The sequence below is a fragment of the Acinetobacter sp. YH12131 genome, assembly GCF_013418635.1.
Lineage (GTDB): Bacteria > Pseudomonadota > Gammaproteobacteria > Pseudomonadales > Moraxellaceae > Acinetobacter > Acinetobacter towneri.
The window spans coordinates 134,938-156,959 of sequence record NZ_VPBQ01000001.1 but is presented as its reverse complement, the minus strand read 5'-3'; the positions used below and the strand labels follow the sequence as shown (position 1 = coordinate 156,959).

Genomic DNA, 22,022 nt, shown 5'->3' with positions numbered 1-22,022 from the left:
ATGTGTCATCATCAAAATAAATTTTAGATGACACAGTTCTGGGGATGGAAAAATTCGCTTCAAGGGGAAACGCTAAAAATATTTCAGTTTTTGTTGTTTTTTTAGACAAGTTGAGTGGATCAACCTTTTATTCTGTGTTTTGCAGCCACAACACGAATTGTTTTTGTTCTTCATCAAAGATGTAATGCTGCACATCACCATTATTGCAGACTATATTTAAGCTATTCGGCATACCTTGATGCAAACGCTGTGAAATTGCAGTTCCTGCATGAATATCGAGCACAGGATGTGCTGCGCCAAGTGCATAGATTTGATTGAGGTCATATACAGCAGGTTGGTGTAAATGGCCATGTAGCAAGGCATGCAAGCCGTTTTTACTCCATTGCTCTAACGCAATACGTCCCAACACAGGACAATCTTTAATACCGTGCAGATTATCGGGCTGTGTATAGAACGGCTGATGCGCCACCAAAATTTTTAATTTATTGCTGGGCGCAGCTTGCAATAAGGCATCTATCTCCTGAATTTGATGCAAAGAAATATGCCCACGGGTATGAAAACGTCGCCGAATACTGTTCACCCCTATCACATAAAAATGGGCAGTTTCCAAAATTGTTTCCATACGGCCAAAAAACAACTGATACCGTGCAAACGGACTAAAAAAACGATTCCAAAGGTGATATAGCGGAATATCGTGATTACCTGGCACAACCAAATACGGTAAATTCAAACTGTCTAAAAAATGCTTACAGGCATAAAACTGTGCGTAGCGTGCACGTTGGGTTAAATCACCACTGACCACGACCGCTTCTGGTCGCATACTTGCACACAGTTGTTGTACTGCCTGCATACAAGCCACATTTTCAGTGCCAAAGTGCAAATCAGATAGATGCAGCAGCATGCGGCACCTTAATCTTCAATGCATTTTTCAATACTGAAATACGCAGCGGCGGACGCATTTTGACAATTTCTCCATCAAGCGCCACGGTCAGTTGTAGGCGTTTACTATGAATGACCACCTGCTCTGCTGCAAAACTATACATATCATTGGCTTGCTCAGCTTTCCCCTGAATTAATTGCCACAGAATTTTAAACAAAGTCAATTTATCAGACTTTGCCACGGTAACACCTGCGACTTTGCCTGCTGCAGCAGCTTTGGCAATACGTAAATTCATTTCAGACAGTTGCAATTGATTATTCCCAAAGAAAATGAGCGGCGTTTTCAGCGGATAGCGCTTTGTATCGACCTCTATTTCTAATTTTAATTCTTTACGGTCACGCAGCAGTACATCTAAAGCCGAGGTGTAGGCATGTAAAGGAAAGCGTCCTAAATAACGGTTATAACGCTCACGTTTTTGAATAAATAGAGGGTATAAACCCAAACTGGCATTATTTAAATAGATGTGTTGATTGATTTGCGCCACATGCACTGCACGCGTACTGCCAGTTGCGATCACATGTGCTGCTTCAATTAAATCTAACGGAATATTCAGTAAGCGTGCCACATAATTAAACGTGCCCAAAGGCAAAATCCCCATGGGGATAGATGTCCCTTTTAACTTTGCAGCAACCGCATTTAAAGTACCATCTCCACCCGCTGCCACCACCACACCCGCTAAATCAGGATGTTGATGACGTGCCAACACCTGTTGCATTAACGCATCAAAGCCCGTACTTGCCCCAATTTCAAAAGATTGAATTTCAAAGCCATGCTGCGATAAAACGTGCAACAATTCTTCATAAATATCGTCTTTATGATTGGCATGAAATCCAGATTTTTGATTATAAACAATTGATAAGGGCTGTAGCTGCATAAACCTCTGTGCCATTTTTAAAGCTTTTGTTCTAATTTCAGTCAATTGATGCGGAATGAAAAGCAGCTTTATGTAAAATTCAAATGATGACCATTCATTAAATCAATGACGAACCGATCAAAAAATAAAGATTCAACATATTGAATTGTATAAAAATAATTTAAATAAATAATGTCCATCAAATATTTAAATAATGAAAAATACAGCAACTTAAAGATGTAAGTATATGTTTCATATGCAGTATTATTAATTTATCCAAACATTTTAATCAGAAAGCCAAATCATGCCTAAGTCTTATTTTTTTTATGATTTTGTGCTTTAATACAGCCACTTTTTTTCATATTTCATCTGAACGATGTATCCCGTTGTTCAGATTGTACTTTGTACATCATTTGTACACATTTAAGATAGGCCTCACCATGACCCAAGTGAACGCACCAGAATTCGTTCGTCACCCTAAGCTTATTGCATGGGTTGAAGAAATTGCAAAGTTAACGAAACCAGCAAAAATTGAATGGTGTGACGGTAGCGCTGAAGAATATCAACGTCTCATTGACTTGATGATCGCTAACGGCACCATGCAAGCATTAAACCAAGAAAAACACCCTGGTTCGTACCTTGCAAACTCTGATCCTTCTGACGTTGCTCGTGTTGAAGACCGTACTTTCATCTGCTCTGAAAACAAAGAAGATGCTGGTGCGACCAACAACTGGGAAGCGCCAGCTGAAATGCGCGCTAAATTAAACGGTTTATTCGACGGCTCAATGGCTGGTCGTACCATGTACGTGGTTCCATTCTCTATGGGCCCATTGGGTAGCCACATTGCGCACATCGGTATTGAATTAACTGACTCTCCTTATGTTGCAGTTAGCATGTCTAAAATGGCTCGTATGGGTAAAGCTGTTTATGACGTATTGGGCACAGATGGCGAATTTGTTCCTTGCGTACACACTGTGGGCGCACCATTGGCTGAAGGCGAGAAAGACGTTGCTTGGCCATGTAACAAAGAAAAATACATCGTACATTATCCAGAAACTCGTGAAATCTGGTCATATGGTTCTGGTTACGGCGGTAACGCATTATTGGGTAAAAAATGCTTAGCGCTTCGTATTGCTTCTGCAATGGGTCGTGAACAAGGCTGGTTAGCTGAACACATGCTTATTTTAGGCGTGACCAACCCACAAGGCGAAAAACACTACATCGCAGCAGCATTCCCTTCTGCATGTGGTAAAACCAACTTTGCGATGTTAATTCCACCTGCAGGTTATGAAGGCTGGAAAATTGAAACTGTAGGTGACGATATTGCTTGGATCAAACCAGGTGAAGATGGTCGCTTATATGCAATTAACCCTGAAGCTGGTTTCTTCGGTGTTGCTCCTGGTACAAACACCAAGACTAACCCGAACTGTATGGCAACTCTGCACAAAGACGTGATTTATACCAACGTTGCTGTGACTGACAACGGCGAAGTATGGTGGGAAGGTCTATCTAAAGAAGTTCCTGCAAACTTAACCAACTGGAAAGGTCAACCACATACTGGCGCAGAAAAAGCAGCTCATCCAAATGCGCGCTTCACTGTTGCAGCGGGTCAATGTCCTTCTATTGATGCTGACTGGGAAAATCCAGCAGGTGTTCCAATTTCAGCGTTCATCTTCGGTGGTCGTCGTGCAGACACAGTGCCTCTAATTTCAGAAGCATTTGACTGGGTAGATGGCGTATATAAAGCTGCAACTATGGGTTCTGAAACTACTGCAGCAGCCGTTGGTCAACAAGGTATTGTACGCCGCGACCCATTTGCAATGCTTCCATTTGCTGGTTACAACATGGCAGACTACTTCTCTCACTGGTTAGAAATGGGTGAGAAAGTTGGCGAAAAAGCAAAAGCTGCAGGCAACAAATTACCAGGTATCTACAACGTAAACTGGTTCCGTCGTGATGCAGAAGGCAACTTCGTATGGCCTGGTTTTGGTCAAAACATGCGTGTACTTGAGTGGATCATTGATCGTTGCGAAGGTCGTGCAGAAGCTGTTGAAACTCCAATTGGTTTTGTTCCAACGTATGAGCAATTGAACTGGACTGGTTTAGATTTCTCTAAAGAGCAATTTGAAACTGTAACAGCGCAAGACAAAGAACAATGGATCAAAGAGTTAGAAAGCCACACTGAGTTATTCAACAAACTTGGTGAGCGCCTACCTGCTGCATTGAAAGCACGTCAAGCTGCTTTACTTGAAGCGGTTAAATCTGCGTAATTCAACGCTGATTGCTAAGAAAAGGTCACTTCGGTGACCTTTTTTATTGCCCTAATATTTTAGTTGCTAAAAACATCAACATTCCAGCTTCAACATCCCCCGCTGATGTGTAAATACTAAATAATACGAAGATTCAAGGTAAAAACATGACATCATCAAAACACACTTATCACCCCCAATATAGACAGCCTACCACATCACCAACAAAGCCATGCTTTGTCCACTCAGCTATGGCATACTTAAAACAAGAATGAAATGACATCAAAACATGAGACATGATCATGAATAAAACCATGAAGAATACAATGATTATTTTGGCTATGACGGGACTTGGGTTAGGTTTATCCGCTTGTCAAAGTTTGCCTGAGCAAAACGAGAATAGTTTTATTGGCTATAAAGTCGAAAGCAAAACTGATCGCAACGCAGTATTAGCCTACACTCTTGCAGGACGTCAAAACCAACAGCGCGATGAAAGTAAATTACAGCGTGCCTGCCAAAAAGAACTTGGTGCGCATAAAACTTATCAATTGCGGATTTTAAGTATTAATGAAGTGGTGAATCCTGCAGCCAACCAACAAGACCCGTATGGTCGCCAACTTGGGCAAAGCCGCACCTCTATTGGCTTATCGAACACACCTGAGCTACATAGCAGTGAAAACTATGCTACACGTCAGGCCTTAGATGCTCGCCCAAGCACACTGCGCATTGTGCGTTATAGCTGCAATTAATTCGCGCCACAAAACTGGCTTCCTATAAGACGTGATGAGTTATCGCGTCTTATAAAAACTCACATTACGGAACTCTTTGGCTTCATCCAAATCTGGCCATGTGGTCGCGCTGCGTTCATCTATTTTTATATATTGTGGATGACTAAAGTTTTTCACTCGGCTGTCTGCCACCCAAACTTCTGGGGCGAACTTTAAGAACTCATCTAAAAAAAAGCGATTGCATTGATCATAAAGTACATCGGCAGCCAACAATACATCCACTTGTTCTGCTTTGTATAGATCATCTAAATATTCAAGCACCACATCATTCAATTCAGCATTGGCTCGACAGGCTGCAAGGCTAATGGGGTCAATATCACAACAAATTACCCGTTTGGCACCTGCCATTTTTGCAGCAATCGCCACCACGCCCGAACCTGCACCAAAGTCTAAAACGACTTTATTTTTTACTTGCTGCGGTTCTGCCAATAACCATTGCGCCATTGCAAGTCCTGAAGCCCAACAGAAAATCCAGTACGGCGTATCATTCCAAATACGACGAATCACTTCATCATCTAGCTTGTCGGTAGGAAATACTGGTGGAATAAGCCAAAGTGAAATAGGCGTTTCAGGCAATTGCTGTGCCAGTAATTCACAATTTGGAATTACATCATGTAAAGCATCTAAAAGATGTTCAGGGGCTTTAGGAAATTGAAAGGTACAGCTCATTGGATTTTTATTCGTTCTAATTTAAAAAGTTCCCTCTGCTTTTTTAAAGGAGAGGGAGCATTCATTATTTTTACAATGAATTCCCCACTCTTTTTTAGGAGAGTTAGGGAGAGAATTTTTAAGCCCTCATTCCAGCCTTCTCCCTGAGCCGTATACGGCGCAAGAGAAGGAGCATCCATTATTTTCACAATGAATTTCCCCTCTCCTGAGCAAAATTTAAAGCACTGCTTTTAAATTGAAGCGCAAGAGAGGGTTAGGGAGAGGTCTTCATCAACCTAAAGCTTTCTCAGCAGCTTCAACTGTTTGACGAATCAAAGTTGTAATCGTCATTGGGCCAACGCCACCTGGTACAGGCGTATATGCAGAAGCAATCTCTTCAATGCCTTGCAATTGGATATCTCCAACACCACCGCCATCACGTGGATGGAAGCCTGCATCAACAACTACAGCACCTTGTTTGATCCAATCTTTTTGAATCAATTCAGCTTTACCCACTGCACCAACAATAATGTCCGCTTGTTTCACAAAACTTGCAAGATCTTGAGTACGTGAATGGCAAATCGTCACTGTGGCATTTGCTTCAAGAAGCATCGCAGCCATTGGTTTACCTAAAATTGCCGAACGCCCCACAACAACGGCATGTTTGCCTGCGATTTCAATGTTGTTTTCTTTCAGGATGGTCATAATGCCTGCAGGTGTTGCAGAACCGTATGCCGCTTCGCCCATTGCCATACGGCCATAACCTAAACAGGTCACGCCATCTACGTCTTTTGCAAGTGAGATCGCATCAAAACAAGCACGCTCATCAATTTGCGCAGGAACTGGGTGTTGCAACAAAATACCATGCACATCAGGATTGGCATTCAATTTTTCAATCTCTGCCAATAATTGTTCTGTGGTGGTTTCTGTTGGCAATTCTACTTTTAAAGAATCCATGCCCACACGACGGCAAGCATTGCCCTTCATGCGTACATAAGTTGCAGATGCACCGTCATCACCGACCAAAATAGTCGCTAGAATTGGGGTACGACCTGATTTTGCTTTTAACGCTTCTACACGTGTTAACAGATCAGCTTCAATTTGTTTTGCCAATGCACGACCGTCTAAAATTAATGCCACGGCACATCTCCAAATGTTGATATGAATCAATTTTGCAAATAATACATGATTATTTAGACTATTTTATTCTATATGTCGAATTAATGTGCATCTGCTCATTTAATAGTATTGTTTTTTTTTCAGAGCTTGCTAATATACGCATCACAAGACGCGGCGGGGTGGCAGAGTGGTCATGCAGCGGACTGCAACTCCGTGGACGCCGGTTCGATTCCGACCTCCGCCTCCAATCTTGTAAAACTATGCCCGAGTGGTGAAATCGGTAGACACAGGGGATTTAAAATCCCCCGCCCTCAAAGCGTGCCAGTTCGAGTCTGGCCTCGGGCACCATTTTAAAATAGATTAAAATGGTGCAAATAAAGAACCCAGCATTAAGCTGGTTTTTTTATGCCTAAATTTTAGGTTTTCCCCTCTTTATTCAATATTCAATGATGCCTCTATGAACCCTAAACAAGCGCTTCTTGATTTGCAGCAATTGCAACAACAACACCCTGCTGCATTTAAAAGAAATATTTTGTTTTATGGTTTTATTCAAAGCAAAGGCATGCTGGATGATTGGAAAGAAATGATTCCATGGGTCTTGGCCTGCCTGATTTTTATTCCTATTTCAATCAGTCTGGCGCACGGGATTCAAAACTTTGCACCGCAGTACGATGCCTTTCAAGCCAAGGCATTGGCGATTTTAGCCATCATGTTAGGTTTTATGCTGCTTCTACCTTATGTGTTGTATCAAGTTAAACACAGTTCGGCATCGTGGTATCAACTACAGCAACATGCCACCATAAAAATAGCAGTATTGATTCTGCTACAAGCGGTAAATTTCGCCTATTTTCAGAGTGCAATTCTGCAAGGGATTTTATTCTTTTTCTGCATCAGTTTTGGTTTTGTACGTTTCTATAAAGAGAATATGTTCCGTGACCACATAAGCCTTGAACAAAAATATTGCTTAACGCAATTTCGCCGTGCTGCGTATTGGTCATATCGTCAAGCTGCTAAAATTCAATATCGGATGTATTTTTCCAATAAAAATAGCCCTCGTTTTGCCCAATTGAATCAGCAATATCAACATGCAATTCAGTTACATCAACAACTGATGCAGGTTGAACACAATTTATGTAAAAGCATTAAATACATAGATTTAGACAGTTATATTCAAGATAAACTCGATTAAAAACCTCCGCTTAATCATCAAAAAAAACCGAGCAACTTAGACTCGGTTTTCTGTAAATATCACACCAATTTTAAGCAGTTTTAGCGACATCAATGATTGGTTTTAAGTCTACACCATACTTCTGTTGATGACCACGCGTATCATCGAGTTTGTATTCACGTGCCTTAACCGTATCTATAAACTTCCAATCTGCAACCACTTGCGCACGATCAAAAGTCACCGTTAAATAACCACGTTGATTTAAGTTGCAATAATCTAGTTCATCAATCAGTTCTTGAAAGGCATATTCCAAGGCTGCCATTTCGTCTGCAGGCACATTTAAGTAATACTCAATTCCGGGCGATGATACCGAGCTGGTCGCGAATTCCAACCCAACCTCATGATTTGTTTCATGTGTATGCAAGGTTGCAGCCCAAGCATTGTGAGTATCACCTGCCAACACCACTGCTTTTTTCCCAAGTTGCTGCAATGTCCCATACACAACTTCTCGCTCGTAGGCATAACCATCCCAAGCATCGAGGTTATAAGGTGCAACCGCATACAAACGTGACTTATCTACTGCTGTCAAAGTTGGATCATTCGCTTTTAAACGCAATTTCAGCGTGACCAATTCTGTAATTTTCTGCTTCATTTGTGCAAGTGTTTCAGGTTGCTGATCACCATTGGTGATTTTCGCTAAAGGCAATAACAGTTCTTGTGGAATCAGTATTTTCGCCATCAACACTTGTTGAGCCAAAACATTCCAAGTAGCCTTAGACTGCCCCAACTGCTTTTGCAACCATTCTCGTTGAACTCCACCCATCAATGTGCGTTGATCACTAAATAAATCTGCCTGAAATTTAGCAGCATCAATACCTTCTGCCGTCATATAGTTAGCATAATCTAATTGCTTATGACGCGCCAAAATACGCGTATCCAGCATCATCAAATTCACCAAACCACCAAAATCAAACTGGCGATAAATATTCAAATGATCATTTTCTGCAACTGGACGAATTGGCATCCACTCGAAATAAGCCTGTAATGCGGCAATTTTACGTTCTATAAAGCTGCCTTCACCTTCTTGATGATTATCTGCACCCGCTTCCCAAGTATCATTACTGAGTTCATGGTCATCCCAAATGACAATAAATGGATGGCGTTGGTGAGCAGTCTGCAAATCAGCATCGGTACGATATAAAGCATAACGTTTACGATAATCATCTAACTTGATAATTTCTTTATCATTGTCTGCAGCAAAGGTACGTCCTAACTGTTTTGCATCGTCAGTCGCGTAGCCACCTTGTCCATATTCATAAATATAATCACCCAAGTGAATAATCACATCCAGATTGTTTTCCTGTGCAATTTCTTTATACACATGAAAATAACCTGCGGGATAGTTCGAGCAAGAACAGACCGCAAATTTCACTTGATCGCTGCGTTGTGGCAAGGTTTTGGTCTGTCCTATAGCAGAAACCGTATTACCAAAGCGGAAACGGTAATAATATTTAGTCCCTGTCTGCAAACGATCTGCATCGACCTTTACAGTAAAATCTTGCGCTGCACTGGTTTGTACTTTGCCTGTGTTTACTAATTGCTTAAACACCTCATCGCTAGCAATTTCCCAAACCACTTCAATGCGCGCTGCTGTATCACTTGGCGTTACACGTGTCCATAAAATGATACGGTCATGCAGCGGATCACCACTGGCGACACCATGCAAAAACTGCACCTTTAATGCATTTTCTGCTGTATTTTCATTGTCATCACCACATGCAGTTAATGCGACTGGCAATGACAACGCCCCAAAACCAGCCAAACTTTTTTGAATCAACTCTCGGCGAGTTAAGCGAATGTTCATGAATATTCCTTTTATTTTTCTTGAGCGCTCAACATAGAAATTTATGATTTCGCTTTGATCTCAAATTCATGAAATATTGATGACAAACAGCAGAAATATACTGCAAACCGAACTTTTTTCAAGCTAATAAGTTGAATTGATTGAAAAGAAAGCAATTGTAAATAAATTTACTTGCCAAGATTTATTTCGTCCTCTATTATTGCGCACATGCCCGAGTGGTGAAATCGGTAGACACAGGGGATTTAAAATCCCCCGCCCTCAAAGCGTGCCAGTTCGAGTCTGGCCTCGGGCACCATTTTAATGAATCAAATCATTCAAATGGTGCAAATAAAGAACTCCAGCATTAAGCTGGTTTTTTTATGCCTAAAAAATATAATATTGAAAACGATAACACTTATGTGCCGATGATTTGAAATGTCTCTACAACGCTTTATCTTCTCTTTCAAATGGGTGATCTGTTTATGCTGCTTGCTCAGTTTTGCAAGCCATGCACAAAATCCCAGCCTTGAGTCAGCAACCGAATCCGTAAACCCAATTGAAACTGATGCAGAATTTTATGATGTTTTTGCAGGAACATTGCAATATAAAAATCAAGAATTACAATTACGTCGTTGCAGCTTAGGCAACAATTTATATTTATTAAATTTCCAAAATCCTGAAGAAGAAAAGCAACTCAAAACTTTGCTGCAACAAAATACAAAGTTTTGGGTCAATTTAATTGCACAGCCGAATGAACATAATGGGCTATATACGTTGAATGTTCGGGAAATTGCAGAACTACATACACAGCAAAGTTGCCATTTGGATGATGTTTTAGATGATTTATTGAATCACCCATAAATTAAAGCTGAAAGAGAGTGACCTATCACCACTCTCTCGTTGCAATCAACTCTTCCATTTCAATCTCGAAATAGCCTTGATCTTGCAGCACCATCATCATCGCCTCAGCAATATAATCTGCTGCGGTATCGTCCAAATCTGAATCCAGATCTTCAAATTGTGGTTTCATTTTATTAATGGCTTGCACGGTCTGATCTGCAAAATGATAAATATCGGTTTCAGATAAATTGGATTTAGACACGTGTTTTGCAAACTGTTGAATCAGTTGTTTTAACTCAGCAACTAAAATATCAGGATAAAACTCATCATCAAACATCGGGAGAAGTAAATCTGCAAACATACAGGCACTCAAAAATACAGAGATTCAAGCGTGCCTATATAGCATAAGCAAGGCTTTAATTCTAGCTTCGCCCCAATTTGCATACTGCGATTAATTTGCCAACTGCATTGCTTGCCAGACTTTAATGGCGTCAGACATGGCTTTCACATCATGCGCACGCACCATACAAGCACCTTGCTGAATACTGAGTAAATGTGCCGCTACAGAACCAACTGCACGCTGTGTTGGCTCTGCCCCACCCAAAGCTTCACCAATAAAGCGTTTACGGGACAATGCCGATAAAATTGGATACCCCATACCATTAAGTTGATGCAACTCATTTAACAATTTCAGATTCTGTTGTGCATTTTTCGCAAAACCAAAACCTGGATCAATCATGATATTTTCAGGCTTGACCCCTACCGCCAAAGCATCAGCGACACGTTGCTGCAATTCTGCAATCACATCTGCAGTGACATCATCATATTGATCTAAATTGTTCATGGTGGTCGGTTCACCACGCATGTGCATAATAATCACGGGGATATTTAACTCAGCAGCTGTTTGCAACGCATTTGGACGGGTCAGCGCACGTACATCATTCCAGATATGCGCCCCCGCAGCTACGGCAGCACGAATCACTTCAGGCTGTGACGTATCAATCGAAAGCACTACATCATAAGTAGATAAGGCTTCCGCCACAGGAACCACACGACGAATTTCTTCTTCTACACTCACAGGACTTGCCCCCGGACGTGTAGACTCACCGCCAATATCAATCACGGTTGCACCTTCGGCTATCATTTCCAAAGCACGCGCCACAGCAGCATCTTTTTCATTATGTCGCCCACCATCACTAAACGAGTCTGGTGTCACATTTAGAATTCCCATCACATGCGGCTGAGATAAATCTAAACGCAAACGTCCACATTGCAATACACGTTTGGGTAATGGCATTAGCTGCATGCTGGTCTTCCTTTCAATTTGAAAAGCTTATTTTAACAAGGCTAATTTTAAAGATGTGGAATTCTTTTCGATGAGCGTCAACAGACCTCAATATTCCGGTCACAACTGCACATAAACCACACGAATAAAAAAAAGAGCCTTTATACAAAGACTCTTTTTTAACATCATGTGAGCTGATTAGCTCGCTGGTAATGGTGGCGGTGTGCTTGGACCATCGGTTGGTGTTACATCAATCACAGGATTGTCTGCAATATACACCTTCGGTGGCTGTGGCTCACGACCTTCCATAATGTCACGGATTTGGTCACGATCAATGGTTTCCCATTCCAACAATGCTTTTACCATTGCGTGGGCAATGTCTTGGTTATTTTCCAAAATATCGCGGGCAACTTTATATTGCTCATCAATAATACGACGAACTTCAGCATCCACTTGTTGCTGGGTGGCTTCAGAAATCGTACGGCTGCCTAAACTACCCATGAATGATTGTTGTGTATCGTCTTCATAGACCATTACGCCTAACTTGTCAGACATACCGTATTTGGTCACCATCGCACGTGCTAATTTAGTCGCACGCTCAAAGTCATTCGATGCACCTGTCGACATTTGATTAATAAAGACTTCTTCTGCAATACGACCACCAAACAAGATAGACAAGTCGTTCAGCATTTTGTCTTTATAATGGCTAGTTTGGTCATGTTCAGGCAATTGCCATGTCACACCCAATGCCCAGCCACGCGGCATAATCGTTACTTTATGCACAGGGTCTGTACCCGGCAGCATTTCAGCAACAATCGCATGACCTGCTTCATGATAAGCCGTTGCACGACGTTCTTCTTCACGCAGCACCATCGACTTACGTTCAGGGCCCATATACAACTTATCTTTAGCATCTTCAAAGTCGTGCATATCCACCGTATTTTTATTACGACGGGCAGCAAACAATGCAGCTTCATTCACAAGGTTCGCCAATTGCGCACCAGAGAAGCCTGGTGTACCACGTGCCAAGACTTTGACATCTACACCTGTAACTGAAGGCAGTTTTTTCAAGTGAACATTCAGAATTTGCTCACGACCTTTAATGTCTGGCAAGCCAACCATTACTTGACGGTCAAAACGACCTGGACGCAATAAAGCTTTATCCAGTACATCGGCACGGTTTGTCGCAGCGATAACAATAATGCCTTCATTGCCTTCAAAACCATCCATTTCAACAAGCATTTGGTTAAGTGTTTGCTCACGTTCATCGTGACCACCACCTGTACCTGAACCACGGTGACGACCTACCGCATCAATCTCATCAATAAAGATGATACATGGTGCATGGCGTTTAGCTTGCTCAAACATATCACGAACACGAGAAGCACCTACACCCACGAACATTTCAACGAAGTCAGAACCAGAAATGCTGAAGAATGGAACTTTGGCTTCGCCTGCAATGGCTTTGGCCAATAAGGTTTTACCTGTACCCGGTGGACCTACCATCAACACACCTTTAGGAATAGTTGCACCTAAACGCTTGAATTTAGCAGGGTCTTTTAAGAAATCTACAATTTCAACCACTTCTTGTTTTGCTTCGTCACAACCTGCTACATCGGCAAATGTGACTTTAATTTGGTCTTCAGACAACATTTTGGCTTTAGATTTACCAAAGCTCATCGGGCCGTTTTTACCACCTGCACCGCCACCCATGTTGCGCATAAAGAACATGAATAACAAAATGATTAAAAGTACAGGGAAACTTGCGATCAATAGTTGCATTAACAAACCTTGACGTTGAGGTGCAGTACCTTCAACAACAACGTTGTTTTTAATCAGATTCGGCATCAGTTCAGGGTCTTGAACTGCTGGACGAATGCTTTCAAAGGACGAGCCGTTGACTTTTTCGCCACTAATTCTTTCGCCATCAATTGTGACTTGCTTAATTTGACCAGCATTCACCGCTGTAACGAACTCTGAATAGTTCATTGCAGTTGGCTTTTCACTGTTATTGATGTTGCTGAAAATTAGAATCAGCACACCAAGTATAATCAGCCACAATACGGCATTCTTGAAGAGATCGCTCAAAGCTTTATTCCCATATCAATCTAATTTGATCATGCCCGTTACTGGGTGACCTTTCATTCAAAAAGCTGAAGATCAGCTAGACAATTCATTAAAAACGTACAAAATGCACAATTTTTAACGGCTTGGCAAGTAAACTTTATTTAGACGCTTTTTTACGTCCTTGTCCAATAAGGAATACTTCTTTGGAACGCGCCCGTGAAGCAGCGGGTTTTGCTGTCTTTAGAACATCAAAACTGTCCACGACCTGTTTACGAAATTCGTCAAACCCCGAACCTTGGAACACTTTGACCACAAACTGACCATTAGGTCCCAATACGCGATTGGCAAAATCGAGAGCCAACTCACATAAGTAAATTTGACGCGGTTGATCTACAGCTTTATTACCTGATGTATTGGGGGCCATATCGGAAATTACAACGTCTACCGTGCGTCCGTTTAAAATATTTAACAATTTTTCGAAAACTTCTTCTTCGCGGAAGTCACCTTGTAAAAAGGTCACATCTGGTAGTGCGTCCATTTCCAAAATATCGGAAGCGATCACCAAACCTTTGTCGCCGACAAGTTTCCCTGCGATTTGCGACCAACTACCCGGTGCTGCACCTAAGTCCACCACCGTCATGCCCGGTTTGATCAGTTTATATTTTTCTTGAATCTCAAGTAGTTTGTATGCAGCACGTGCACGATACCCTTCTTTTTGCGCTCTTTTCACAAAGGGATCATCTAGGTGCTCTCTCATCCACGCACGACTACTTTTGGATAACTTTTGGTTGGTAATGCGTGTTGCCATAACTCTCTTAGTAACGAATAGCCATCTAAATTGCGATTGTACGTGAAAATTAGCAAGCTTGCAGTAGACATCTGTATCTAAATGCCAATAACTAACAAGTTTTTTCTATTAAATCCATCGCTTATTTCTGTACTGTGGCATAAAAAACCTCTCTCATCACTAATGGATAAACCTAAGCAAATGTTCAATTTTGATATTTTTGTACTGCTGCAAGATCGCGGATTATTTGCATAGAATTTACAGCGTTTCAAATTGGCTTTTGTTATACTAAGCCGTTTTTAAAATTAGGTTATCTTTATGGCGGCTCTCTCTATTCAGGAACGCAAGCGTTTACGTCAAATTGGTCATGCACTTAACCCTGTAGTGATGGTTGGCGGTCAAGGTTTGACTGAAAATGTAATTGAAGAAACCAACCGTGCTTTAAACGATCACGAATTGATTAAAGTTAAAATTGGTGGTGAAGACCGTGAAGTACGTGCAGCTGTAATTACTGAAATTGCTGCAGCAACAGGTTCTGAAGTGGTACAAACAATTGGTAAAATTGCTTTACTTTATAAAAAAGCAGCAAAACAAAATGCCAAGTTGTCAAATTTAGTTCGTCACGCTCATTTGTCTAACTAAGCTTATATGGCAAGTTACGAACTCAGCGCCTTTGATCGTCAGTTTCAAGCGATTTCTTTGGTCGGTGCAATTGAACAACAAAGTCCGTTTAGCTTAAATGTAGGTTATTGGCTGCGTGATCCGAATCAGTGGGTCGAATGGCCTGCATTGGTAGCTTCACATCCACGTCAGGACTTTTTGTGGAAACAGACCTGCTTTGAAATTTTCATTGGCGTTCAGGGCGAAGATTTTTATCGTGAAATCAATCTCTCCTCTTCTCAAGCTTGGCAAGCCTATGCCTTTGAAGAATATCGTTATCCTGAGCAAATGCCACCTGTGGCCGCTTATGATATTGAGTTGAATCAGCTAAAACGTACGCATTACGGTTTAAATGTCAGTTTGGATTTAACCGAATTTATGCTGAAACATAAACTGAAATGGACAGATTTGTTTATTGGGCTCACAGCTGTATTAAAAACCAGTCAGGGCGAGCAGTTTTATGCCATGCAACACAGCAGCCCTGCCGCCGATTTTCACAATAAGCGCGATTGGCTACATCAGTTCTAACTGTGATTAATAGTAGTTTAGATTGAAACAACTAGTTTTTGGTTTGAGCAAGAAATTTAAATAAAAAAGTGAGGCGCATGACCTCACTTTTTTTTATGGCTGAATCAGCAACAGATTAAACTGGATTATGCTTGATCAGTTTCATCATTAGTTTCAGTTTTTGATGGATTTACTTTTTTCCACGCTTCTAGTGTGTGCTCTTTAGAACGCTTAAAAGTTTCAGCCAATTGATCTTTGTGTTTTACTGAAATGCTGCTGACATCTTCTTTCAACTCTTTACCAAGTTTAGAAAGATCTTCAATAATTGCGCTAAATTCAGTTTTTACAAAGTCTTTTAATTCGCCTAAATCTTTAGGTGAACTACCAAATTGTGCTTTTAAAGCTTCAATTTTTTGCAACACATCTTGCTTTAACTGACCCAATTGCTCTTGCACGCTGGCATTGAGTTGTTTCGCTTCGGCTTGAAGTTTTTCTTGCGTTTCCGCAACCACATCAAGCACCTGTTCTTTGGCATCATGAGTGACTTTTTCAAGCTTTTCAGCACCCTCATGCACCGCATCTTTGATTGCTTTATTGTCAGCTACTGATTTTTCTTGTTCAGTCATTTTGCTTCACCCAAGGTCGTTGTTGTTTATATTTTCAGCATAAGTGAATTTGCTCGAATATGGGTTTTGTATTGTTAGACAATCGTAGATTACTTACATTTTACTACATTGCTAAAACATAAATCAGCCAAAAAAAGCAAGCCCTTTATCTTACATATTCATCAGAAACTGAATGGACTTTTGGTGAGCTCATGCGTATAATGCAATGTTAAGTTCAAGCGAGCAGACATAGGAGGGTAGGTTTAAACATTGACCTTCCTTTTTTTTCGTCTACTCGCTTTTTTACAGCCCTATTTTTGTGGTTTTAGTTCAGGAGCTTTGGTTTGAGCACCCCCGCCATTTTAGCCCTTGCCGACGGTACAATCTTTAAAGGTACGTCTATCGGTGCAACGGGAAGTACGACTGGTGAAGTCGTTTTTAACACTGCCATGACTGGCTATCAAGAAATTTTGACCGACCCGAGTTATGCACAGCAACTTGTGACTTTAACTTACCCGCACATTGGGAACACAGGTTGTAATGATGAAGATGTCGAGTCTGGTCGTATTCATAAAGTATGGGCAAACGGTTTAATTATCCGTGATTTGCCTTTACTACACAGTAACTTCCGTTCTAATCAATCTTTAGCAGAATATTTGCAAGCACACAACGTGGTTGCGATTGCAGATATTGATACCCGTAAATTGACCCGTATTTTACGTGCCAAAGGTGCGCAAAACGGCTGTATTCTTGCTGGTGAAAATATCACTGAAGAAGAAGCAATTGCTAAAGCACGTGCATTTGGCGGCTTAAACGGCTTAGATCTTGCAAAAGTATGCTGCGACCCTGAAGGTTTTGAATGGACTGAAGGTTCATGGGAACTTGGCAAAGGCTTTACTCAACCTGAACTTAAATATCATGTGGTTGCATACGATTACGGTGTCAAAACCAACATCCTGCGTATGCTCGCAGACCGCGGTTGTAAATTAACCGTTGTTCCTGCACAAACCCCTGCTGAACAAGTCCTTGCGTTAAACCCAGATGGCATTTTCTTGTCAAATGGCCCTGGCGACCCTGCTGCATGTGACTACGCAATTGAAGCTGTAAAAACAATTGTAGAAACCACGAATACTCCTGTATTTGGTATCTGTTTAGGTCACCAAATTCTTGCACTTGCATCAGGTGCAAAAACAATGAAAATGCCGAACGGACACCACGGCGCAAACCATCCTGTACAGAACTTAGAAACTGGTACAGTGATGATTACTTCTCAGAACCACGGCTTCGCGGTAGATGAAAGTACCTTACCAAACAATGTACGTTCAACGCATCGTTCATTGTTCGATGGCACAAACCAAGGTATTCATCGTACAGACAAGCCTGCATTTAGCTTCCAAGGTCACCCAGAAGCAAGTCCAGGTCCACATGACTGCGCACCATTGTTCGATCATTTCATCGAACTTATTGAAGCCGCTAAGAAGTAATTAAGGAGCGAAATAATGCCTAAACGTACGGATATTAAAAGCATCTTAATTATTGGTGCTGGTCCTATTGTTATTGGTCAGGCCTGTGAGTTTGACTATTCTGGTGCTCAAGCATGTAAAGCGCTGCGCGAAGAAGGTTACCGCGTTATTTTGGTAAACTCGAACCCTGCGACCATCATGACTGACCCTGCAATGGCAGATGCAACTTATATCGAGCCAATCACATGGCAGACTGTTGCAGCGATCATTGAAAAAGAACGTCCAGATGCAGTACTTCCGACCATGGGCGGTCAAACTGCGTTGAACTGTGCACTTGCATTAGATGCCAACGGCATTTTAGCCAAATACAATGTTGAATTAATTGGTGCAACCAAAGACGCGATTGAAAAAGCCGAAGACCGTAAATTGTTTGATGAAGCAATGCGCAAAATTGGTCTTGAATGTCCAAAAGCTGCGATTGCTGAGTCAATGGAAGAAGCCCTTGAGATTCAATCTCGCTTTGGCTTCCCTGTGATTATTCGTCCATCATTCACGATGGGTGGTTCTGGTGGCGGTATCGCATACAACAAAGAAGAATTCCTTGAAATCTGTGAACGCGGTTTCGATCTTTCTCCAACCAAACAGTTATTGATTGATGAATCACTCATTGGTTGGAAAGAATACGAGATGGAAGTTGTACGTGACAAAAACGACAACTGTATCATCGTATGTTCAATCGAAAACTTTGACCCTATGGGCGTACACACAGGTGACTCAATTACCGTTGCTCCTGCGCAAACCTTGACTGACAAAGAATACCAATTGATGCGTAATGCATCTTTAGCAGTACTGCGTGAAATTGGTGTAGAAACTGGTGGTTCTAACGTTCAGTTCGGTATTTGCCCGAATACTGGCCGTATGGTTGTGATTGAGATGAACCCGCGTGTATCACGTTCATCTGCACTTGCATCTAAAGCTACTGGTTTCCCTATTGCAAAAGTTGCAGCAAAACTGGCTGTAGGCTACACCCTTGATGAATTGAAAAATGACATCACAGGCGGCACAACACCTGCATCATTTGAACCATCAATTGACTACGTTGTCACTAAAGTTCCACGTTTCAACTTTGAAAAGTTCCCACAAGCAGATGCGACTTTAACCACACAGATGAAATCTGTAGGTGAAGTGATGGCAATTGGCCGTAACTTCCAAGAGTCGATCAACAAAGCGCTTCGTGGTTTGGAAACTGGTTCTTGCGGTTTTGAAGAACAAATTGAAGTGGGTACTGAAGGCGCACGTGACAAAATTTTGGTTGAACTCAAAGTTCCTGGCCCAGAGCGTATTTGGTACGTGGCAGACGCTTTCCGTCATGGCTTCTCTGTAGAAGACGTATTCCAAGCGACCAAAATTGACAAATGGTTCCTCGTTCAGATTGAAGACATTGTTAAAACTGAAGAACAAATCAAATCTTTAGGTTTTGGTGACTTAACTGCTGAAAATGTACGTTCATTTAAACGCAAAGGTTTATCTGACTTACGTATTGCCAACTTGATGGGCATTTCACAAAAGCAATTCCGTAAACAACGTTGGAACATGGGTGTATATCCAGTTTACAAACGTGTAGATACCTGTGCTGCAGAGTTTGAATCTGACACTGCTTACATGTATTCAACTTACGATGAAGAGTGTGAGTCGAATCCTTCAGCGAAAGACAAGATCATGGTGATTGGCGGTGGTCCAAACCGTATCGGTCAAGGTATCGAATTCGATTACTGCTGTGTACACGCTGCGCTTGCAATGCGTGAAGATGGTTTTGAGACCATCATGGTGAACTGTAACCCTGAAACAGTATCTACCGATTACGACACTTCAGACCGTTTGTACTTTGAACCAATTACTTTGGAAGATGTACTTGAAATCGTACGTACTGAAAAGCCAAAAGGCATTATCGTACAGTACGGTGGTCAAACTCCATTGAAATTGGCACGCGCTTTAGAAGAGGCAGGTGCGCCAATTATTGGTACATCACCAGATGCAATTGACCGTGCAGAAGACCGTGAGCGTTTCCAGCAAATGATTCAACGTCTGCAATTGCGTCAGCCTAACAACAGCATTGTAAAATCTGCTGAAGAAGGTATCGCAGAAGCAGCGAAAGTGGGTTACCCGCTCGTTGTTCGTCCATCTTATGTATTGGGTGGTCGTGCAATGGAAATCGTGTATAACGAAGAAGAATTGAAACGCTACTTGCGTGATGCAGTTCAAGCATCTAACGATGCACCTGTACTGTTAGACCGTTTCTTGGATGATGCGATTGAAGTTGACGTAGACTGCGTATCTGACGGTAAAGATGTGGTGATTGGCGGTATTATGCAGCACATCGAACAAGCGGGTATTCACTCTGGCGACTCAGCATGTTCAATTCCACCTTATTCATTGTCAGATGAAGTACAGGACGAAATGCGTCGTCAAACTGTTGCAATGGCAAAAGAGTTGGGCGTTATTGGTCTAATGAACGTACAGTTTGCAGTGAAAGGCAATGACGTTTATATCTTGGAAGTGAACCCACGTGCATCACGTACTGTTCCGTTCGTTTCTAAGTGTATTGGCGAATCATTGGCTAAAGTTGCAGCACGTTGTATGGCAGGTCAATCTTTAGAAGCACAAGGCTTTACTAAAGAAATTATTCCGCAACACTTCTCTGTGAAAGAAGCTGTGTTCCCATTCAACAAGTTCCCTGGTGTAGACCCTGTGCTTGGGCCTGAGATGAAATCTACAGGTGAAGTGATGGGTGTGGGCAAAACTTTTGGTGAAGCATTCTATAAAGCTGTGTTAGGCTCGAATGATCGCTTACCAGGAATCCCAACTGAAGGCGAAGTAAAACATGCATTCTTATCTGTACGTGAGTCAGATAAACCGCATGTGGCGCGTATTGCAAAACAATTGGCTGATTTTGGCTTCAAACTTGTTGCAACGGGTGGTACGCATAAAGTCATCACCGATGCAGGTATTGAGTGTGAACGTGTGAATAAAGTGACTGAAGGTCGCCCACACATTGTAGACCGCTTGAAAAATGGTGAGATTCACCTCATCATCAATACTTCTGAAGGCAAACAAGCTCAGCAGGATTCATTCTCAATCCGTCGTTCTGCATTGCAAGGTAAAGTGTATTACACCACGACCTTGAATGGCGCAGATGCTGTATGCCAAGCCTTAGCGATTAAATTACCAATGGATGTATATCGCCTGCAAGATCTTACTGTAGGTTAATACATTTCAATAAAGTCCCGTCACCTTTCGGGTGGCGGGCTTTTTTCATTTATAGACTTCAATATTTTTAAAGAGGGACAACATGCAACGTTATCCTATGACGCCTGAAGGTAAACACGCTTTAGAGCAAGAATTACAACAACTTAAATCGGTTGAACGTCCACGTATTACTGCAGCGATTGCAGAAGCGCGTGAACATGGCGATTTAAAAGAAAATGCTGAATACCATGCCGCACGTGAACAGCAAGGTTTCTGCGAAGGTCGTATCCAAGACATCGAAGGTAAATTAGGCGCTTGCCAAGTAATTGATGTTAAAGAATTGGAACAAAACGGACGTGTGGTTTTTGGTGTGACTGTGACCATTGAAAACCTAGACACCGAAGAGCAAAAAACCTACAAAATTGTAGGTGATGATGAAGCTGATTTTAAAATCAATAAAATTTCAGTGAATTCGCCTATTGCACGCGGTTTGTTGGGCAAAAATGAAGGCGATGAAGCCAAAATTGTCACTCCGCAAGGCGAAGTGGAATATGAAATTGTAAATGTAGAATATCTTTAAGTTTTAATAAAGATGACTACACGCGATGCCCCTCTTTGAGGGGTTTTTTTTATTGCCTATAAATCATACAGCCGAGCTTATAGATTATACTGCGATAAAAATAGAGAAAAATAAGATGGAAAATCGCATCATTCATGCATTTGTTTATGCGCTTTCTGGGGCTGTGTTAGGACTGATTTTAATTCCAGTCTGGGGACTCTTTATCAATACACAAACCAGTCCTGTCAGTATCGTATTGGCATCATCACTCTTTTTTGCTATTTGGGGATTCTTATTTCCAAACAGTGTTAAAAATGTTTTTATGTATTTGTGGAATTTTTTAAGATAGATACTTTAAGCTTTCAAATCACTAAAGTGTAGTGGTCAACTAATAT

20 protein-coding genes and 3 tRNA genes are annotated in these 22,022 nt (G+C 41.6%); 13 read left to right on the top strand and 10 right to left on the bottom strand.

What is annotated here, in order from left to right:
* Positions 1-127: 127 nt before the first annotated feature.
* A complete protein-coding gene (locus tag FTU66_RS00790; RefSeq protein WP_180112167.1) occupies positions 128-901 on the bottom strand; it encodes a metallophosphoesterase in 774 nt (257 codons plus the stop codon).
* Positions 882-1,814 (bottom strand): diacylglycerol kinase family protein, encoded by a 933-nt coding sequence (locus FTU66_RS00785; RefSeq protein ID WP_257222026.1) that lies wholly within the window; start codon positions 1,812-1,814, stop codon positions 882-884. Before FTU66_RS00785 ends, FTU66_RS00790 begins: the two co-directional genes overlap by 20 nt.
* 419 nt (positions 1,815-2,233) lie before the next feature.
* On the opposite strand from FTU66_RS00785, the gene FTU66_RS00780 reads away from it, so the two are divergent.
* Both FTU66_RS00780 and FTU66_RS00775 read left to right on the top strand, forming a co-directional pair.
* Positions 2,234-4,063, top strand: coding sequence for a phosphoenolpyruvate carboxykinase (GTP) (locus tag FTU66_RS00780; protein ID WP_180112165.1), 1,830 nt, complete (start codon positions 2,234-2,236; stop codon positions 4,061-4,063).
* 293 nt (positions 4,064-4,356) lie between these two features.
* Positions 4,357-4,791 carry a hypothetical protein gene (locus tag FTU66_RS00775; RefSeq protein WP_131260784.1) on the top strand — a complete coding sequence of 145 codons (435 nt, stop codon included), beginning with the start codon at positions 4,357-4,359 and terminating at the stop codon, positions 4,789-4,791.
* Between the two features lie 39 nt (positions 4,792-4,830).
* Here FTU66_RS00775 and FTU66_RS00770 read toward each other — a convergent pair whose 3' ends face one another.
* Positions 4,831-5,499 carry a methyltransferase gene (locus FTU66_RS00770; RefSeq protein WP_004972140.1) on the bottom strand — a complete coding sequence of 223 codons (669 nt, stop codon included), beginning with the start codon at positions 5,497-5,499 and terminating at the stop codon, positions 4,831-4,833.
* Positions 5,500-5,769: 270 nt separating this feature from the next.
* Positions 5,770-6,618 (bottom strand): bifunctional methylenetetrahydrofolate dehydrogenase/methenyltetrahydrofolate cyclohydrolase FolD, encoded by an 849-nt coding sequence (folD, locus tag FTU66_RS00765; protein WP_180112164.1) that lies wholly within the window; start codon positions 6,616-6,618, stop codon positions 5,770-5,772.
* Positions 6,619-6,770: 152 nt separating this feature from the next.
* On the opposite strand from folD, the gene FTU66_RS00760 reads away from it, so the two are divergent.
* The 3 genes from FTU66_RS00760 (at position 6,771) to FTU66_RS00750 (ending at position 7,786) form a co-directional block, all read left to right on the top strand.
* Positions 6,771-6,844 (top strand) — tRNA-Cys (locus FTU66_RS00760).
* Between the two features lie 15 nt (positions 6,845-6,859).
* Positions 6,860-6,945, top strand: a tRNA-Leu gene (locus tag FTU66_RS00755).
* 109 nt (positions 6,946-7,054) lie between these two features.
* On the top strand, positions 7,055-7,786 hold the full coding sequence (locus tag FTU66_RS00750; RefSeq protein WP_180112163.1) for a hypothetical protein: 732 nt from the start codon (positions 7,055-7,057) through the stop codon (positions 7,784-7,786).
* Between the two features lie 70 nt (positions 7,787-7,856).
* On the opposite strand, the gene FTU66_RS00745 is transcribed toward FTU66_RS00750, so the two are convergent.
* Positions 7,857-9,629 carry an alkaline phosphatase gene (locus tag FTU66_RS00745; RefSeq protein WP_180050640.1) on the bottom strand — a complete coding sequence of 591 codons (1,773 nt, stop codon included), beginning with the start codon at positions 9,627-9,629 and terminating at the stop codon, positions 7,857-7,859.
* A 209-nt stretch (positions 9,630-9,838) separates the two neighbouring features.
* Here FTU66_RS00745 and FTU66_RS00740 point away from each other — a divergent pair.
* Together FTU66_RS00740 and FTU66_RS00735 are read left to right on the top strand one after the other, a co-directional pair.
* A tRNA-Leu gene (locus tag FTU66_RS00740) sits at positions 9,839-9,924 on the top strand.
* Positions 9,925-10,043: 119 nt separating this feature from the next.
* Entirely contained in the window at positions 10,044-10,469 is a 426-nt protein-coding gene (locus tag FTU66_RS00735) for a hypothetical protein (protein WP_167845853.1), read from the top strand.
* Between the two features lie 25 nt (positions 10,470-10,494).
* Here FTU66_RS00735 and FTU66_RS00730 read toward each other — a convergent pair whose 3' ends face one another.
* From FTU66_RS00730 to rlmE, 4 genes are all read right to left on the bottom strand, one after another.
* Positions 10,495-10,809: a DUF5713 family protein gene (locus FTU66_RS00730; RefSeq protein WP_131260668.1), complete on the bottom strand. Its 315-nt coding sequence runs from the start codon at positions 10,807-10,809 to the stop codon at positions 10,495-10,497.
* A 90-nt stretch (positions 10,810-10,899) separates the two neighbouring features.
* The gene (gene folP, locus FTU66_RS00725; RefSeq protein ID WP_096900999.1) at positions 10,900-11,754 is read right to left on the bottom strand and encodes a dihydropteroate synthase; all 855 of its coding nucleotides are present in this window, start codon (positions 11,752-11,754) and stop codon (positions 10,900-10,902) included.
* Between the two features lie 177 nt (positions 11,755-11,931).
* Complete coding sequence (ftsH, locus tag FTU66_RS00720; RefSeq protein ID WP_004972155.1) at positions 11,932-13,821, bottom strand: ATP-dependent zinc metalloprotease FtsH; 1,890 nt, start codon at positions 13,819-13,821, stop codon at positions 11,932-11,934.
* Positions 13,822-13,957: 136 nt separating this feature from the next.
* On the bottom strand, positions 13,958-14,608 hold the full coding sequence (gene rlmE, locus FTU66_RS00715; protein WP_004972157.1) for a 23S rRNA (uridine(2552)-2'-O)-methyltransferase RlmE: 651 nt from the start codon (positions 14,606-14,608) through the stop codon (positions 13,958-13,960).
* Between the two features lie 297 nt (positions 14,609-14,905).
* Here rlmE and yhbY point away from each other — a divergent pair, with 297 nt between their 5' ends.
* Both yhbY and FTU66_RS00705 read left to right on the top strand, forming a co-directional pair.
* Positions 14,906-15,229 (top strand): ribosome assembly RNA-binding protein YhbY, encoded by a 324-nt coding sequence (gene yhbY, locus FTU66_RS00710; protein ID WP_004972158.1) that lies wholly within the window; start codon positions 14,906-14,908, stop codon positions 15,227-15,229.
* A gap of 6 nt (positions 15,230-15,235) precedes the next feature.
* The gene (locus FTU66_RS00705; protein WP_180059959.1) at positions 15,236-15,775 is read left to right on the top strand and encodes a DOMON-like domain-containing protein; all 540 of its coding nucleotides are present in this window, start codon (positions 15,236-15,238) and stop codon (positions 15,773-15,775) included.
* A gap of 125 nt (positions 15,776-15,900) precedes the next feature.
* On the opposite strand, the gene FTU66_RS00700 is transcribed toward FTU66_RS00705, so the two are convergent.
* Positions 15,901-16,380, bottom strand: a complete 480-nt coding sequence (locus tag FTU66_RS00700; protein WP_180112162.1) for a hypothetical protein — start codon at positions 16,378-16,380, stop codon at positions 15,901-15,903.
* 323 nt (positions 16,381-16,703) lie between these two features.
* Between FTU66_RS00700 and carA the strand changes: the two genes are divergently transcribed.
* The 4 genes from carA (at position 16,704) to FTU66_RS00680 (ending at position 21,976) form a co-directional block, all read left to right on the top strand.
* A complete protein-coding gene (gene carA / locus FTU66_RS00695) occupies positions 16,704-17,843 on the top strand; it encodes a glutamine-hydrolyzing carbamoyl-phosphate synthase small subunit (RefSeq protein WP_180112161.1) in 1,140 nt (379 codons plus the stop codon).
* A 15-nt stretch (positions 17,844-17,858) separates the two neighbouring features.
* Entirely contained in the window at positions 17,859-21,089 is a 3,231-nt protein-coding gene (carB, locus tag FTU66_RS00690; RefSeq protein ID WP_180112160.1) for a carbamoyl-phosphate synthase large subunit, read from the top strand.
* 82 nt (positions 21,090-21,171) lie between these two features.
* The gene (gene greA, locus FTU66_RS00685; protein WP_004972169.1) at positions 21,172-21,648 is read left to right on the top strand and encodes a transcription elongation factor GreA; all 477 of its coding nucleotides are present in this window, start codon (positions 21,172-21,174) and stop codon (positions 21,646-21,648) included.
* A 25-nt stretch (positions 21,649-21,673) separates the two neighbouring features.
* A complete protein-coding gene (locus FTU66_RS00680) occupies positions 21,674-21,976 on the top strand; it encodes a hypothetical protein (protein ID WP_257222025.1) in 303 nt (100 codons plus the stop codon).
* The last annotated feature ends 46 nt before the right edge of the window (positions 21,977-22,022 follow it).